Annotated in this window: 14 protein-coding genes; 2 read left to right on the plus strand and 12 right to left on the minus strand. The window is 50.3% G+C overall.

Annotated elements, in window-relative coordinates; all coding sequences use genetic code 11:
- The first annotated feature begins 266 nt into the window (after nt 1–266).
- Nucleotides 267–1,142 carry a LysR family transcriptional regulator gene (locus tag ACJAZW_RS08805; protein ID WP_415157161.1) on the plus strand — a complete coding sequence of 292 codons (876 nt, stop codon included), beginning with the start codon at nt 267–269 and terminating at the stop codon, nt 1,140–1,142.
- Nucleotides 1,143–1,250: 108 nt separating this feature from the next.
- Here the strand turns inward: ACJAZW_RS08805 and ACJAZW_RS08810 are convergent, their stop codons facing one another.
- Together ACJAZW_RS08810 and ACJAZW_RS08815 are read right to left on the minus strand one after the other, a co-directional pair.
- Nucleotides 1,251–1,943, minus strand: coding sequence for a nitroreductase family protein (locus ACJAZW_RS08810; RefSeq protein WP_415157163.1), 693 nt, complete (start codon nt 1,941–1,943; stop codon nt 1,251–1,253).
- A gap of 312 nt (nt 1,944–2,255) precedes the next feature.
- Complete coding sequence (locus ACJAZW_RS08815; RefSeq protein WP_415157165.1) at nt 2,256–2,903, minus strand: GntR family transcriptional regulator; 648 nt, start codon at nt 2,901–2,903, stop codon at nt 2,256–2,258.
- Nucleotides 2,904–3,074: 171 nt separating this feature from the next.
- On the opposite strand from ACJAZW_RS08815, the gene ACJAZW_RS08820 reads away from it, so the two are divergent.
- Nucleotides 3,075–3,683: a carboxymuconolactone decarboxylase family protein gene (locus ACJAZW_RS08820; RefSeq protein WP_415157167.1), complete on the plus strand. Its 609-nt coding sequence runs from the start codon at nt 3,075–3,077 to the stop codon at nt 3,681–3,683.
- On the opposite strand, the gene fdhD is transcribed toward ACJAZW_RS08820, so the two are convergent.
- From fdhD to ACJAZW_RS08870, 10 genes are all read right to left on the minus strand, one after another.
- Nucleotides 3,677–4,456 carry a formate dehydrogenase accessory sulfurtransferase FdhD gene (gene fdhD, locus ACJAZW_RS08825; protein WP_415157169.1) on the minus strand — a complete coding sequence of 260 codons (780 nt, stop codon included), beginning with the start codon at nt 4,454–4,456 and terminating at the stop codon, nt 3,677–3,679. The genes ACJAZW_RS08820 and fdhD overlap by 7 nt on opposite strands.
- Before the next feature lie 11 nt (nt 4,457–4,467).
- Entirely contained in the window at nt 4,468–7,320 is a 2,853-nt protein-coding gene (fdhF, locus tag ACJAZW_RS08830; protein ID WP_415157171.1) for a formate dehydrogenase subunit alpha, read from the minus strand.
- A gap of 10 nt (nt 7,321–7,330) precedes the next feature.
- Complete coding sequence (locus ACJAZW_RS08835; protein ID WP_415157173.1) at nt 7,331–8,890, minus strand: formate dehydrogenase beta subunit; 1,560 nt, start codon at nt 8,888–8,890, stop codon at nt 7,331–7,333.
- Complete coding sequence (locus ACJAZW_RS08840) at nt 8,887–9,330, minus strand: NAD(P)H-dependent oxidoreductase subunit E (protein ID WP_415157175.1); 444 nt, start codon at nt 9,328–9,330, stop codon at nt 8,887–8,889. The genes ACJAZW_RS08835 and ACJAZW_RS08840 overlap by 4 nt, the downstream gene beginning before the upstream one ends.
- A 174-nt stretch (nt 9,331–9,504) precedes the next feature.
- Nucleotides 9,505–10,911 carry an MATE family efflux transporter gene (locus ACJAZW_RS08845; RefSeq protein WP_415157177.1) on the minus strand — a complete coding sequence of 469 codons (1,407 nt, stop codon included), beginning with the start codon at nt 10,909–10,911 and terminating at the stop codon, nt 9,505–9,507.
- A 214-nt stretch (nt 10,912–11,125) separates the two neighbouring features.
- A complete protein-coding gene (locus ACJAZW_RS08850; protein ID WP_415157179.1) occupies nt 11,126–11,506 on the minus strand; it encodes a GFA family protein in 381 nt (126 codons plus the stop codon).
- A 78-nt stretch (nt 11,507–11,584) separates the two neighbouring features.
- On the minus strand, nt 11,585–13,243 hold the full coding sequence (locus ACJAZW_RS08855) for a 4Fe-4S dicluster domain-containing protein (protein ID WP_415157181.1): 1,659 nt from the start codon (nt 13,241–13,243) through the stop codon (nt 11,585–11,587).
- Between the two features lie 149 nt (nt 13,244–13,392).
- Nucleotides 13,393–13,740, minus strand: coding sequence for a RidA family protein (locus tag ACJAZW_RS08860; protein ID WP_415157183.1), 348 nt, complete (start codon nt 13,738–13,740; stop codon nt 13,393–13,395).
- Nucleotides 13,741–13,748: 8 nt separating this feature from the next.
- Nucleotides 13,749–14,870: an NAD(P)/FAD-dependent oxidoreductase gene (locus ACJAZW_RS08865; RefSeq protein WP_415157185.1), complete on the minus strand. Its 1,122-nt coding sequence runs from the start codon at nt 14,868–14,870 to the stop codon at nt 13,749–13,751.
- Between the two features lie 127 nt (nt 14,871–14,997).
- A complete protein-coding gene (locus ACJAZW_RS08870; RefSeq protein ID WP_415157187.1) occupies nt 14,998–16,806 on the minus strand; it encodes a gamma-glutamyltransferase family protein in 1,809 nt (602 codons plus the stop codon).
- Between the last annotated feature and the right edge of the window lie 117 nt (nt 16,807–16,923).

Here is a 16,923-nt window from a genome sequence, read left to right on the forward strand (position 1 = left end):
ATGCGCTGTTTTTTGTTTAAGACGAATCTGGATAACCCAAAACTAGTTGACCAAAAAGTTAAATATACTATTGGATTCTACTTACGTAAAATGGTAATGACCGTCTCCAGTTTAACAACAAGAGAACGCATTTCGCGCAACCAATTATAATTGTTTAAGAAAATCTTCAGCGCGAAATGAATCGGTAAAAATACTGAATTGACGATCGTTCATAATTTTGTTGATAATACTACGGGATGCGGAGGATTGTTTGAAGGGGTAAGAAGATGGATATGCTCAACGCGATGCAGACTTTCGTGGCAGTCGCCGAGAACAATGGCATTACTGCAGCGGCGGACAAGCTCGGATGCTCAAAGGCGATTGTCTCGCGCACCCTAAGTTTGCTTGAGGAACGCTTGGATGTCCGACTTCTAAATCGAACGACACGCAAGGTTTCGGTTACAGAAGCTGGTACGGAATATCTTGAACATTGCCGCGCCATGCTTGAACAGAACGCAGAAATTGAGAACCGCTTTGCGGAAAAAGGATTGGAGCCGCAGGGACATTTGCGCATCAGTTCGCCCATGACTTTTGGCACACAACATATAACGCCAGTATTGCCCGAATTCATGGAAAAATATCCAAAAGTCCAGGTCGATATCCAGATGACAGATAGGTATGTCGACATAGTTGAACAAGGCATGGACCTTGCAATTCGCATTGGCGCTACTGGATCAGACTCGCTGATCGTACGCAAATTTGCCGAAACACTGCATCAGGTCGTTGCAGCACCAGCCCTTATTAAAAAAATGAGCGGGCCACCAAAAACGGTCGACGATTTGAAGTCTTGGCCTTCGGTTGTGTATAGCTTGCGCGCCGCGGCACCATCCTGGCAATCCACACGGTCCAATACTGACCTAGAGCGCGCCCGCTCAAACAATGGCGAGGCTATTCTAAAACTCGCAGAAGCCGGTGTTGGCTACGCATACATCCCGTCGTTCATCGTACAAGATTCAATCAAGGCCGGGAACCTTCAAATCTTACTGCCGGGCATCGCAGAAGAAACAACACCACTCTATATCCTATACCCTCACCGGCGCAGACTAGCGCTCAAAACCCGTGTTTTCATAGACTTCATGGTCCAAAAATTCTCAAACATGTAGCTTGTAAGGTTATTTGTCCCCCAAAACCTCAGGCACATGCAAAAAAAGGTCAGCTGTCCAGAGCTGACCTTTTTCGCATCCGTCTCGACCAAGTGTGCAGTCTAATTTTCACTCAAAGAAGGTCGAGATTTCTGACAGGGGCTTTTTCTCTAGTGCGTGTTTTGGAATCGATGCATCTACCGCAGGGTAGCCAACAACAAGCAAAATATATGGCTTATCGGTTGCCGGACGGTTGCAGATCTCGGTGAGAAAACTCATCGGGTTGGGCGTGTGGGTCAGCGTTGCCAACCCCGCTTCTTGCAGCGCCAAAAGCAAAAACCCAGTAGCAATCGATACAGATTCTGGCACATAATAATTCTTGTATTTACGCCCATCTGCGCCAATCGAACGCCGCTGACCAAAAATACTGATCAGCCATGGCGCCTTTTCTAAAAAAGGTTTTTCAGGATCGGTACCAATTGGCTTTAGTGCACGCAGCCATTCTTCGCCTGCCCGCCCTGAATAGAAAGTGCGCTCTTCTTCCTCTGCGGCAAGACGTATCTTCGACTTCATCGCCGGGTTTGAAATCGCACTGAAATGCCATGGCTGGTGATTAGCACCATTTGGAGCGGTTCCCGCAGCCCTGATACATGTCTCAATAATGTCCCGAGGGACCGGTTTGGAAGAAAAGTCGCGCACCGTGTGCCGTTTCTTTGTCCGCTCATAAAATGCACGCGCACCCGCTCGCATTTCTTCTAAAGATTTTTCTTCAAAATCTGGCAGTGCTACTGGCGCAAATTCTTCACCGAATTGATGTTCCATCCCAAGACCTCAACAATATTGTCTGATTAGATTGTCAGACAATATATAAAATCATCGGTCGGTCAAGTCAAACTTTGTCTGATCAACGATAAATGGAGCAAACTTCAATTAGGGGATTTTAAGACAGGGTTTTACCCAATGTCAGCTATCGCAGGGTACTAGGGTCTGGACTGAATTGAGAAAAGGTCTGGATTGGGTGCAAAATAGACTGATTTGAGGAGAGAAACGAAAGCGATTTTCATATCGGTGAGGCTTTTCGACGCTGAAGCAGCTTGTTTTGCATGCAACCCGAAAGGCAGCATTCAATTGAGTTCAGACCCTAAAATAGTCGTCGTCCAAAGCCTGTACCAAGTCACCAGCTTTTAGGATGTGCATGACCATCGCAGCCTCAGCGCCCTTTTCATCACCACGAAGCATCTCCCGCACGATCAATTGGTGATCATCATTGGTGGTAAAGACGGCATTTTGCCCAACAAGCACACGAAATTGCAGCCAGAATATCGATGTTTCAAATCGTTTAATGGCCTGCAACAGGTAATCATTGTCGGCGGATTCGGCGATCAGACTGTGAAAGTCAGTATTTAGCCGCGAAAAAACGCTCAAGTCAGATTGGGCCACCGCGTCATCAAGCTTTGCCTGCAACTGCTGAAAACGCTCAGGATTCTGTTGTGCGAAAGGCGTCGCCAGCCTTGCGGCCAACCCCTCAAGAGTAGCCCGAACGCAATAGACATCTGTTGCTTGTTTGCGTGACAATTTACAAACTGAAACGCCTCGATGTCGTTCAAATGTAAGCAGGCCCGTCGAAATTAACCGCTGAAAGGCCTCACGAACTGTGCTTCGACTATAGCCCAACCCTTGTGTATAATCAGCTTCAACAAGCCGCGTACCCGGCACCAAACGACCGGTGCGAACCGCCTCCGTAACGATTTTTACAACTGCTTCAACGTTTGATCCAGCCACTTTCATCGCACCTTGCCACCAAAAAACATTTGGACCCTTTTAGGTTCTCAACCTATAATTTTAAAGCCCAACCTAAGTGAATCAGACCCGCCTGACAACTTTGTCGGACAAAATCGTCGATTTTTCGAAGTTTTGGGGCCGTTCGAGATCGACGGAAAAGGGGAAGTACTTGTGGCATGGATAAGAACAATAAGTTTCGTGGCCTCGTCCGGGAAACTCAGGCAGCTATATGAGCGCATAACCGGCCAAGGCAACAATGTCGACAACATCATGATGCTGCATTCGCTACGCCCAAACACCATGGAAGGGCACATGGCGCTCTACAAATTTGTGTTGCATCACACAGGCAACACGCTGCCAAAATGGTTTCTGGAGGCGATAGGCACTTATGTCAGTTATCTCAATAAATGCGACTATTGTTTTGAGCATCACTTCGTTGGACTCATGCGCGATTTGAAAAACGACGAGCGTGCCCACGCCATTCGTGAAGCGATCACAACCGAACAAGTCGACATGGCCCCCCTAAGTATGCGGGAAATTGCTGCTTTAAAATATGCCAGAAAGCTAACGATAACACCTGCAAGAATGATTGAGAACGATGTAAAGCAATTACGCGCCGCTGGCTTCGACGACGGACAAATCCTTGAAATCAATCAGGTAACCGCCTATTTTTCCTACGCCAACCGAACCGTGTTGGGGCTTGGGTGTAATCTTGAAGGCGATATCATTGGCCTTTCGCCAAGCAATTCTGAAGACCCTGACGATTGGTCACATCAGTAGTCAAGCAAATGCACAGGGCCGTCTTTAGACCAACAATAAAGGGCAATATTGGCCTCTGCCGCCTTGTCTAAGGCAAAACCCGTTGGCGCAGAAATCGACACGACTGCCCGCACACCATGGCGCGCAGCTTTTTCAATGATTTCATAAGAACAACGGCTGCTTACGAGCATGAAGCCTTCCGATTGCATATCCATTTTTGCGCGCGCACCAAGCAGCTTATCAACTGCGTTGTGGCGGCCAATATCTTCACGCACCATTTCGATTTTGCCAGCCAACGAGACCCAAGCAGCACCATGCACAGAGTAGGTCTCCCCGTTCAGCACCTGATGCGTGGGCAATTCACCCACCGCCTTTGCAATAGCCTGATCGGATAGGACTAAACGGGTTGTGGTAACTTTGGGCAAAGGCGCCAAAAAGCTATCCGTATTTTCAAGACCACATAACCCACAGCTGGCTGACCCAACAAGGTTTCTGCGTTTCTGCCGTATATCCAAACGCTCTAAGCGAGTGGGGTCAATTTCGACTTTGACATCATACCCAACTTCAACATCTTGCACCGTGATGGACTTGATTTCGCTAGCCGAATTCACAATGCGCTCTGATATTGAGAACCCAACCGCGAAATCCTGTAAATCATCGGGTGTCGCCAGCATCACCGCGTAATTGCGTTGGTTGTAAACCAGCGCGATTGGACGCTCCTCTGCGATCTGCCACGTGGTTCTTTGCCCGCCAACCCCAACCCCCAGCTGGCGCGAATTACTAAATTTATCCAATTGCCTACCCATTACTCGGCTGGCTCAGCTGGTGCCTTGTGTGCAATCTTGCGCATGGAAGGTGTCTCGAGCGCATAATGCTCTTGCCAATCAGATTTATGATTGGCAGGTGTCACCTCAACAGCGGTCACTTTGTACTCCGGGCAGTTGGTCGCCCAATCTGAATTCTCAGTGGTGATGATGTTCGCGCCGCTCTCAGGATGATGAAACGTTGTGTAAACAACACCCGGGGCCATCCGCTCAGAAACCAATGCCCGCAACGTGGTCTCGCCCTTGCGCGACCGAATAGAAACCCAATGCCCATCACGAATGCCTTTGGCTTCCGCGTCTGAGGGATGAATTTCTAAGACATCCTCTTCCCACCAATCCACATTATCCGTGCGCCGCGTTTGAGCGCCCACATTATATTGGCTCAAAATCCGGCCAGTCGTCAGGATCAATGGGAATTTGCGATTGGTCTTCTCAGTGGTTGGTACATATTCGGTGACAATGAATGCGCCCTTACCGCGCACAAATTCATTTTCATGCATGATCGGTGTGCCATCGGGCGCATCATCATTGCACGGCCATTGCACAGACCCTTTTTCGTCAAGGCGTGTAAAACTCACGCCAGCAAAAGTCGGTGTAAGCGCTGCGATTTCGTCCATAATTTGCGAAGCGTCGGTATAGTTCATTTCGGAATAGCCCATCGCATTAGCCAACCGTTGGGTCACTTCCCACTCTTCCAAACCCGTCGCCGATTTCATCACCGGGCGTACCCGATTAATCCGGCGCTCAGCGTTGATGAAGGTGCCGTCTTTTTCAAGGAACGAAGTTCCCGGCAAGAACACATGCGCAAAGCGCGCCGTCTCGTTCAGGAACAAGTCTTGTACAATCAAAATGTCGAGCGCACGAAGTGCGGCTTCAACATGATGGGTATTCGGGTCTGACTGGGCAATGTCCTCGCCCTGCACATACATGCCCTTATATTTACCCGAAATTGCTTCGTCGAACATGTTGGGAATGCGGTAACCGGGCACCGAATCCAATGTCCGCTGCCATGCCGTTTCGAACGTGCCACGCACTTGATCATCGGCCACTGACCGATAGCCGGGAAGTTCGTGGGGGAATGACCCCATATCACACGAACCTTGCACATTGTTTTGGCCACGCAAGGGGTTCACACCTACGCCACGTCGACCAATATTGCCGGTCGCCATCGCAAGGTTGGCCATGCCCATCACCATCGTGGAACCTTGGCTGTGCTCTGTGACGCCGAGCCCGTAATAAATCGCTGCATTGCCGCCTGTCGCATAAAGCCGCGCGGCTTTGCGGATTTCTTCGGCATCAACACCACTTTCCGCAGCGATGGTTTCAGGCGCGTTGATGTCGTCCAAAATGAAATCGCGCCACTCATTAAAGCTTTGCATGTCGCAACGTTCTTGCACAAACTTTTCGTCGATCAACCCCTCTTTGGCGATCACGTGCGCCAGCGCATTTACAACGGCAACGTTGGTGCCCGGCTTCAACGCCAAATGATGGTCCGCTTCAATATGGGCAGACTTGACCAAGTCGATTTTGCGCGGATCAACTACAATCAGTTTAGCGCCCTCGCGCAAACGTCGTTTCATTTGCGAGGCAAATACCGGATGCGCATCGGTTGGGTTCGCGCCAATAACAATCATCACGTCACATTCTTCAACGCTGTCAAAGTCTTGTGTGCCAGCAGAGGTTCCAAACGTTTGATTTAGGCCATAACCGGTCGGCGAATGGCAAACCCGAGCGCATGTATCCACATTGTTGTTGCCAAACGCAGCGCGGACGGTCTTTTGCACCACCCAAACTTCCTCTGATGTACAACGTGACGAAGTTATGCCGCCAATTGCCTTTACGCCGTGATCGGCTTGTGCCTTTTTCAGCTTTTCAGCTGAAAAGGCAAAGGCCTCATCCCAAGAAACTTCGCGCCAAGGATCGGTGATGTTCTCGCGGATCATGGGCTTTGTGATGCGGTCATTATGGGTTGCATAACCCCAAGCAAAACGTCCCTTCACGCACGAATGCCCGTGGTTCGCTTTACCATCCTTGTAGGGCACCATGCGGATAACCTGATCGCCCTTCATTTCGGCCTTGAACGAACAACCAACGCCGCAATATGCGCAAGTCGTTAGAACGGATCGGTCTGGCGTTCCATGTTCAATGACAGTGTTTTCTTGCAAGGTCGCCGTTGGACAAGCTTGCACACACGCGCCACAAGAAACACATTCTGACGAGAAGAAATCTGCGCCGCCAACAGCCACTTTGCTGCCAAAACCGCGCCCATCAATCGTCAGCGCCAAAGTGCCTTGCACTTCGTCACACGCGCGTACGCAACGTGAGCACACGATACATTTTGCCGGATCAAACGTGAAATATGGATTGCTTTGGTCTTTGGTTGCATCAAAGTGGTTCGCTCCGTCATAGCCATAACGCACATCGCGCAAACCGACAGAACCCGCCATGTCTTGCAGTTCGCAATCCCCGTTGGCAGCACAGGTCAGGCAATCAAGCGGATGATCAGAAATATAGAGTTCCATCACGCCGCGACGCAGCTTTTCAAGCCGAGGCGTTTGGGTTGAAATTTTCATCCCCGCCGCAACAGGCGTGGTGCAACTGGCAGGTGTACCCTTGCGACCTTCAACTTCCACCAAACACAAGCGACACGAACCAAATGGCTCTAAACTATCTGTGGCGCAAAGTTTTGGAATATCGATACCGATTTCAGACGCCGCGCGCATAACGCTGGTGCCTTCAGGCACTGAGATTTTAAATCCGTCCACTTCAACTTCAACAGTTTTTGTGGACTTTGATTTTGGTGTTCCAAAATCGTGTTCTTTTAAGATAGGCATAATCTATCTCCTATTCTGCCGCTTCGCGGTTAACCCGCGGCGCAAAATCATCAGGGAAATGTTTAACTGCACTCATCACCGGGATCGGCGTCATGCCGCCCATGGCACAAAGCGATCCGTCCACCATCAATTCGCAAAGGTCTTCGAGCAAAACCATGTTCTGATCGTAGTCCGTACCAGCAGCGATCTTATCGATCACCTCTTCACCCCGCACCGCGCCAACGCGACATGGCGTACACTTGCCGCAACTTTCCTCAGCACAGAATTCGAAGGCGTAACGGGCTTGAGCGAGCAAATCAGCACTGTCGTCAAACACCACAATGCCGCCATGCCCAACACCAGCGCCATTTTGCGCCATCACTTCATAGTCCATTGCCAAGTCGAGCATTTGTTCGGGCAAATACGCGCCCAAAGGGCCACCAATTTGCACAGCCTTGAACGGCCGGCCAGATCGAGTGCCACCACCATATTTATTGACCAGATCACCTAGTTTAACGCCAAATGCGGTTTCAAACAAACCACCCTGCTTGATGTTGCCCGCCAGTTGGAACGCTAACGTTCCTTTTGAACGCCCCTGACCGTATTCGGCGTAGGCCGCGCCACCATTTGCCATGATCCAAGGCACTGCGCAAAGCGACAACACATTGTGCACCAGCGTTGGCTTGCCGAATAGTCCTTCGAGTGCGGGCAGTGGTGGCTTTGCGCGCACCACGCCACGTTTGCCTTCAAGACTTTCAAGCAGCGAAGTTTCTTCGCCACAAATATATGCCCCTGCGCCAATGAACACAGTAAGCTCAAACGCCTTACCGGAACCAAGTACGTCATCACCGAGCAATTTGTTTGCTTTAGCGACCTCAATGGCTTCATTTAGAATACGAGCGGCAATTGGATATTCAGAGCGCAGATAGATGTACCCTTTGGTTGCGCCAACGCCCAGCCCGGCGATCACCATGCCCTCAATCAACAGCAATGGATCGCCTTCCATGATCATGCGATCAGCGAATGTCCCGCTATCGCCTTCGTCCGCATTGCAAACGATGTATTTCTGATCGGCTTGTGCGCTTTGCACAGTGTCCCACTTGATGCCAGCGGGAAAACCAGCGCCGCCACGACCCCGAAGGCCCGATGCTTTGATTGTTTCAACAATGTCGCTTTGGCTCAGCTTGATAGCGTTCGTAACGCCTTCTAGTCCGCCATGCGCTTGATAGTCAGCAATTGAAAGCGGATCAGTTACGCCACAACGCGCAAAAGTTAGGCGATGTTGATCTGCCATGAAGGGCAGTTCCTCAACAGTTCCAACAGATTTGGCGTGAACGCCACCACTCAAGAAATCAGCCTCAAAAAGCGAGGCCACATCTGCTTTCGCAACCGGGCCATATCCAATCCGCTTGCCATCAACTTCGACCTCAACCAAGGGTTCGAGCCAATGCATGCCGCGCGATCCATTGCGCACGATCTCAATGACCAAATTGCGAGAGGTCGCTTCCTGCGAAATCGCCGCCACAACCTCATCCGCACCAAGCGCAACAGCAGCGCTGTCGAGCGGCACGTAAATGCGCAAACTGCTCATGAGCCCACCTCGTCTACAATCCGCTGAGCATCGACGCGCGCGATCAGTTCTCCATTGACCTCAGCCGCGGGCGCGCAAGAGCACAAGCCAAGGCAATAGACCGGTTCAATGGTGACAAAATCAGACGCGTCCGTTTCGCCCATTCGAACGGCAAAACGGTTCAGCAGGTCTTCTTCAATTGCGCGCGCACCAACAGATTGGCACGCCTCTGCAACGCAAAGACGAATGTGATTTTGGCCGGGCTTCTTGTCGCGAAAATCAGCGTAGAAGCTGATCACGCCACGCACTTCCGCCTGGCTTATGTTAAATAGTTCTGCCGCGATCCGAACGGTGTCGCTGGGCACGAACTGACATCTTTCCTGTACATGACGTAGGCCGATGATAAGACCACCTGTTTCTGCAACATGACCGGAAAGAGCCTCCCTAATAATCTTTTCCATACACAATCGTTCCCTCAATGTGCGTCGAAGGTCAAGTGGGTTAATTTACTTCTTTCGCCAAAGTAATTCTCAACCCTACAATTCAGCACAACATTAGGCCCAATTACAGCCTGAAATCAATATATGCTTTAAATATAAAACATTGAGGGAAGCTGCTTCATGTTTGAACCATTTCTAGTTTTCGTGCATGTTTGGTTTTAACGCCAGCAAACCAAGACTACCGCGCATGGCAAATCGCCAATTAAGAATCACAGCAACAATGGCTAAGCCGCCAGCCAGACCCAGCCAAACGCCTACTCCGCGTAGTTCTGTTTGAAAACCAAAATAGTAGGCGATCGGCAATCCCATCAGCCAATAACCAAAGATGGCAGCAAACATAGGCACTTTCGTGTCACTGAGCCCTCGCAAAGATGCCGAAGCCATCGCTTGAGCACCATCAACCAACTGAAACAGACCGGCCACCGCCAAATATGAAACGGCGAGCCCAAAAACCTGCACATTTTCTGGTTTTGAAGCGTCGATAAACAATGCAATGAAAACATGCGGAAACAAAACAAACATCGCGCAGGTAATCGCCATAAACCCGGTGCCCATCGTTATTGATGTCCAACCCGCAACACCAACACCAATCGCTGACTCTCTGCCGTATTGCAGGCCAACGCGCACGGTTGTTGCTTGGGACAATCCCAATGGTACCATGAATGAAATTGATGCCAGTTGAATTGCAATGTTATGCGCCGCGAGTTCCGTCGCGCCCAGCCAGCCCATCATGATTGCAGCAACGCTGAATAGACCAACTTCGGCTGTCAGCATTAGGCCAATAGGTGCGCCAATTTTTAGTATCTCCCAAAAACGCGGCCAATCTGGTCGCCAAAAACGGACGAGCAATTCATAGTGACGATACTTCTTGCGCAAGAGCACGTAGCTCAGCCCGAATAGAAACGTGACGGAGTGCACGATGATCGTAGAAATGCCAGCGCCTGCCAGTTCAAGTCGAGGAAACCCGAAATTGCCAAACATCAGCGCGTAGTTTCCAAGCGCGTTCACAAAGATGCCGATGATCGTCGCAACAAGTACAATTTTTGTATCTTCATGCGCCGCCAAAAATCCACGCAGAACCATGAACAGCAAAAACGGATAGAACTGGTATGCGGCGAACTTCACATAATCAGCTGCCAATACCGCAAGTTTCGGATCTTGTCTTAAGACCTCAAATATCCATTCCGTTTGCAGGATGAACGGCACCAAAATTGTCGCGAAAATTATGACAACCCAAAATCCTTGCCGGACGGTTCTGCGGGCAGACCGATAGTCCTCGCGGCCGATGGCTTGCGCCATCAATGGAGAAACAGATGTCGCTAGACCGATGCCAAACATGAGAAACAAGAACATTATGGAGGTCGCCAAGCCACCCGCCGCCAGATGATCTGGGCTGAGTTGCGTCATCATAATAACGTCGGTCGTGCCCAAACCGATTTGCGCCAGTTGTGCCAGAATCAACGGCCACGCCAGAATTAGAGTCGTTTTTGCTTCGCTGCGCCAATTGGCCTGCTCCGCCTGCACACTTGTCGTGTCAGACATCATCTCACCTCATCAAAACTAATCCCGGCAAGAGATTATTCGATGCTTCCTAGGGCAAAACATACCCTAAAAAACAACCGCAAGGTGCGATTGCCGGCGCGAAGAATTCGCGATTCTTAGGGTCAGATTTTCACCGAGGGAGTAATTTGGCAAGCAGTTCTTGGCTCAGGCTGTGTTTTGAAACAGTGGTGTGACCAATTTGCACAGTGAAATTTCAGTGCTCGTTTTGTGGCAATCCGTCGGTGATGTCGTAGTAGTCACCCTTCTCTGCCGTAAAGATGTGCTTTTCCATTTTGACGTCTGTTGGCTTGTCAAACGCGCCCATGGCCACACCCGTCCAGTCCTTAAAGATCGCATCAAAGAACAGGGTTGATCCACACATCAAGCAAAAGCCGCGGCGCACTTTTTCGGATGATTGGAACCAGCTGATATTCTCTTCACCACTGATTTTTAGCGCATCTTTGGCAACGTCTGTGGACACCAAATAATGCCCTGTTGTTTTGCGACATGCATCACAGTGGCAAGCATCCGGCGCTTTCAACTCACCTGTGACTTCAAACTCAACCGCACCGCATAAACAGCTTCCAGTGTGCATATTTCTGACCTTTTCAATAAACAAACCCGCAAGGGCATAATCTTGCGGGTTTTTAGGATTCCATCTAGTGCAAAAACACTACATATTTGGATAATTGGGGCCCTCGCCACCTTGCGGCGTTGCCCATGTAATGTTCTGTGCAGGGTCTTTGATGTCACATGTTTTACAATGCACGCAGTTCTGCGCATTGATGACAAACTTTGGACCAGACCCATCTGTTTGCTCAACCACTTCATAAACCCCGGCCGGGCAATAACGTTGCGCAGGCTCATCAAACTCAGGCAAATTTTTCGAGATCGGCAGACTAGGATCTGCCAATTTCAATTGGCAAGGCTGCTCTTCAGCGTGGTTGGTGAAACTGAACGACACGTTGGTCAAACGATCAAACGACAGGGTTCCATCCGGTTTCGGATATTCGATCTTTTGATGATTTGCCGCTGGTTCCGTCGCCATCGCATCAGACTTGCCGTGGCGCCATTTACCCAATAGCGGCGATCCGAACAGTGATGAAAACCACATATCCGCGCCTGCCAAAATCGTACCCCAAACCGCGCCCAACTTCGAGCTCATCGGCTTCACGTTACGGACTTTGTTCAATTCTTTGGCTATCTCACCAGTGCGCACTTCAGTTTCGTAATCCGCAAGTTCATCACCTTGACGACCAGCCTTTAGAGCTTTCGCCGCAGCTTCCGCTGCTGCAATGCCCGAAAGCATGGCGTTATGATTACCCTTAAGCCGCGCAAAGTTAAGCAGTCCCGCAGAACAGCCAAGCAATGCGCCACCCGGAAACACCATTTTGGGCAGTGACTGGATGCCACCACTTGCGATAACCCGCGCGCCATAAGCCGTGCGTCGACCACCTTCTAGCAGTGCAGCAACTTGTGGGTGATGCTTGAATTGCTGGAACGCCATGTATGGGAAAACATAGGGGTTTTTGTAATCAAGATGCACCGTAAAGCCCACATAGACCTGATTGTCTTCCAAATGATAGATAAAGGACCCACCACCCGCTTCACCACCAAGTGGCCAGCCCAAAGAATGTTCAACGTGGCCCAATTTGTGTTTGGCGGGGTCAATCTCCCAGATCTCTTTCATGCCCAAACCAAATTTTGGATAGTCAGCATCTTTATCAAGCTCGAAATTGGCAATAACCTGCTTGGCCAACGATCCGCGCGCGCCTTCACTCAAGAACACATATTTGCCGCGCAACTCCATACCTGATTCATAGTTTGGACCAGGTGTGCCGTCTGGGTTTAATCCAAACTCACCCGCCACAACACCAGCTAACGCGCCATTGTCGCCATAAACCAACTCTGATGCTGCAAAGCCTGGGAAAACTTCAACACCAATCGCTTCAGCTTGCTCAGCCAACCAACGGCAGACATTGCCCATTGAAACAATGTAACAGCCCTTATTTGAAAGCAGCGGCGGCATAAGAATATGCGGGATTGAAAATCCACCGGTTTTGGAAAACACGTTGAAATGATCTGTTGTCACCTCGGTGTGGAGCGGCGCGCCTTTTTCTTGCCAATCAGGAATGAGCCTATTCAAGCCAACCGGGTCCAAGATCGCACCCGAAAGAATATGAGCCCCGACTTCGGAGCCTTTTTCCAACACCACAACCGAAATGTCGTCGCCGCCAATTTGTTTCAGGCGGATCGCAGCAGACAGGCCAGCTGGCCCGGCCCCGACGATTACAACGTCATATTCCATGGATTCGCGCGCGACTTCGGTCATCCCATTTCCCTTCAAATGATCAAAAACGGCTCACAATAGCAAGCCGTTCGAATTCTTCGACGTGGATGTTTTAAACACAAAACAAAATTGTGCAAAATTAGCATTTCGCATCATACGACAAGTCCACCGCATGATAAGCACAGCCAACGCTAGATTTTGGCGGCTGTGATCATAATTTCAACATCATACTCTGACGTTGCCAACTTGCTTTCGCCACACGCGCGGGCTGGTGGATTTGCTGGGTCAATCCAGGCATCCCAAAGTTCGTTCATCGCTGCAAAGTGTGACATGTCAGAAAGCCAAATTTCGGCTTTCAAGACGTTTGATTTTGATGTGCCCGCTTGTGCCAACAAAGCATCAATTTTTGCAAGAATAGATTCAGTTTGCCCTTGAATGCTGGCGCTAGGCGTACCAACTTGGCCAGCCAAATAGACCATGTTGCCGAAAACAACAGCCTGGCTCATGCGCGGGCCTGGATTAATGCGTTGAATGCTCATTTTAGTTCCTATTGTTTAAGTGCCGCCCGATCTGGCGACAAATCGTTGATAAGTTGTGCATCCGCAAATGCGGGCAATGAATGCCCCAAAATCATGTGCGCGGCCAAAAGTGACAATGCAGGTGAGGTCTGGATGCCATAACCACCCTGCCCTGCCAACCAGAAAAATCCCTCAACCGTAGGTGCAAAACCGCACACTGGTGTTTTGTCTGGCGCGAAAACCCGCAATCCCGCCCAACTGCTGTCTACACGGCTAACATCATATGTTGTCGCTTCACAAAAGCGAAAAAGCCCCTCTGCCAAAACCATATCGTCAACAAACACGTCATGAGGTGGCACGATATCGTCATCAGCCGGGGACACCAAAAAGCTACCCGCATCAGGTTTCATGTACCAGTCCTCCGAAGCGCTCAACAGCATCGGCCATTTGTGGGACACGTCTGGGTGGGAAGATGGCAAGGTTGCAATCGTGCGGCGCTTTGCAACCAATCGAACGGGTGCAACGCGAAAGATTATCGCAATCTCATCTGCCCACGCGCCTGCGGCGTTGACAACGATTTTTGCTTTGAATTTTCCCTTTGCCGTTTCCACATGCCAGAGGCCATCCACAAATTCTGCATCGCTGACGCCCGCATCGCAGATTACCTCAGCGCCATTTTGTTTTGTCTGTTTGAGCCATCCATAGTGTAGCGCCGCAACATCGAGGTCTTTTGCTTCTCGCTCTAGGCCAGCGGTTACACAATATGACGTGTCCAGAATAGGGATAATCTCTGCCGCCTGCGCAGGCGTTAGCCGTTCAATGTCATCTGCGTTTGCCATCAACTCATCAAATTCAGGCTCAGACGCAGCACTAGCGACATGCAGCACGCCACGGTCCGTCAATACCGAGTGCGGAAAAAAATCGACTGGCAATTGATGGAACATGTCCCACGATGCTCGGTTGAGCTTTTTAATCGGGTCGTTGCCATAATTCATTGCAAACATTGCAGCAGAACGCCCCGTCGAATGATAGCCGGGCCGGGCTTCCATATCCAATATGATCACTGAATTGGTTTGCGCCAATTGTGCTGCAACACCAGCGCCGGCAATACCAGCGCCAATCACCAAAATATCAACTTGCCGAACCATCATAACAACTCTTATTGGGACTCAATAACGCAAGGTTGCACAGCATTGAAAGGCAATTGCAAGCATGAATCTCCAGTTGAAGTGCTTGATTTGGGTTTTTCGAAAGCGACCATAAGCGCCTGTTATCAAACTATCTTCCAACCGCATAGCCCTGCATAAAGCGTGCGTTTGCACCGGCGCGCAAAAACCCGCCTGTTTTGGACGCAGCTGTCATTCTACCCAATGTCCAATCGCCATCCACATGCAACTTGTGACCTCTTTTTAAAAGTTCGTCGATGGTCGCTTGCGGAAAGCGGCCCTCCACTACCAGATGCCCCGCATCAATTTCCCGTGGAAAAAAGGAGCTTGGAATATGATTTGAGTGGAACCCCGGCGCATCTATTGCTTCTTGCAAATTTTGTCCAAAATGCACATAGCGCAAGAAGTGATGCAAGGACCACTGATCTTGTTGATCGCCGCCGGGTGTGCCGAAAATCATTTCTGGTGCACCATCCTTCATCGCCATTGAAACAGACAATGTGGTGCGCGGCCTTTTGCCCGGCGCAATACATGACGGTGATCGCTCATCGAGCCAAAACATTTGTGCGCGATTGGTCAAGCAGAACCCAAGTTCTGGAATAACCGGCGAACTCTGCAACCACCCGCCGCTTGGTGTCGCGGTGACCATATTGCCCCACTGATCAATGATATCGAGGTGACACGTATCGCCTTTTGTGCGTCCGTCCGATCCTGTGGACAAATCGTCAAACCGCGCAACTGTTGGCTCGCCCATATCTTTGTTTGCACGCCCTTCACGGGTTTTGCCCTTCGGCCGATCAAGGATTGGTCCACCATGACCATCAACGTATCCGGGTCGTTGTTCCAGCGATGCCATTTCGCCAATCAGTTTGCGGCGCTGATCGTTATACTCGTTGCTCAACAAGGTCGCCATCGACACATCGACAAAGTCTGGATCACCGTAAAATGCCTCGCGGTCAGCGAACGCCAGTTTGCTCGCTTCAACAACTTGATGCACAAAGTCTGGATCAGTTGGTGAAAGCACGTCCAAATCAACCCCTTTGAGCAGAGCCAACTGCTGCAGAAAAGCTGGTCCTTGACCCCATGGTCCCGTTTTGAGCACATCATAACCCTTGTAGTGATAGCCCAGCGGCTCCTCATAACTTGCCTGCCAACGGGCCATATCATCGCCGCTCAAAAGACCCTTGTTGCGCCGCCCCGAACTATCCATCATTTCATTTTGACGGAAATAACTATCGATGGTGTCGGCCACAAAACCCTCGCGCCAAATTGAACGTGCTTTTTCAATTTGCTGTTCACGGTTTCCGCCAGCGCTTTCAGCCTCTTCAATGATCCGCAAATACGTCTTTGCAATGCCAGGATTTTTAAACCGACTACCAACAGACGGCACTTGCCCATTGGGCAAATATACGTCAGCGGAACTGTGCCAATGCTCGTTGAAAAGTCCCTTTACGTTGCCAATTGTACCCGCGATATTTGGCAATACAGGCACCCCATTTTGGGCATAGCTGATCGCATAGGACAGCACATCACGAAGGTGCAAGGTTCCATAGTCCAATAGCAACATCAACCATGCATCAAACGCCCCCGGCACTACCGCAGAAAGCAAACCACTTCCTGGCACGATATCCAGACCAAGTGATGTATATGCACCAATTGTGGCCGCTGCAGGTGCAACACCCTGCCCGCATATCACGCGCGGTGCTTCGCCATTTTTAGCGACAATCATCGGCACTTCACCGCCCGGACCATTGAGATGGGGCTCGACAATTTGCAGCGTAAAACCCGTTGCAACGGCAGCGTCAAACGCATTGCCGCCACGTTCAAGCACCGACATACCAACACCCGAACCGATCCAGTGTGTTGACGCCACAACGCCAAAATCGCCAACAATTTCTGGTCGGGTCGTAAAGTTTTGCATAAGCCCCCCTTGCGCAACAAAACACATCTTAGGCACAAATTGGCAACAATCAAGAAGTGGTTGTACCAATTTCACATTTCATCCAAAATCGCTATGCAATAGCATGTACCGCCAACC

Origin of the sequence: Maritalea sp., assembly GCF_047634455.1 — a bacterium.
Classification (GTDB): Bacteria; Pseudomonadota; Alphaproteobacteria; order Rhizobiales; family Devosiaceae; genus Maritalea.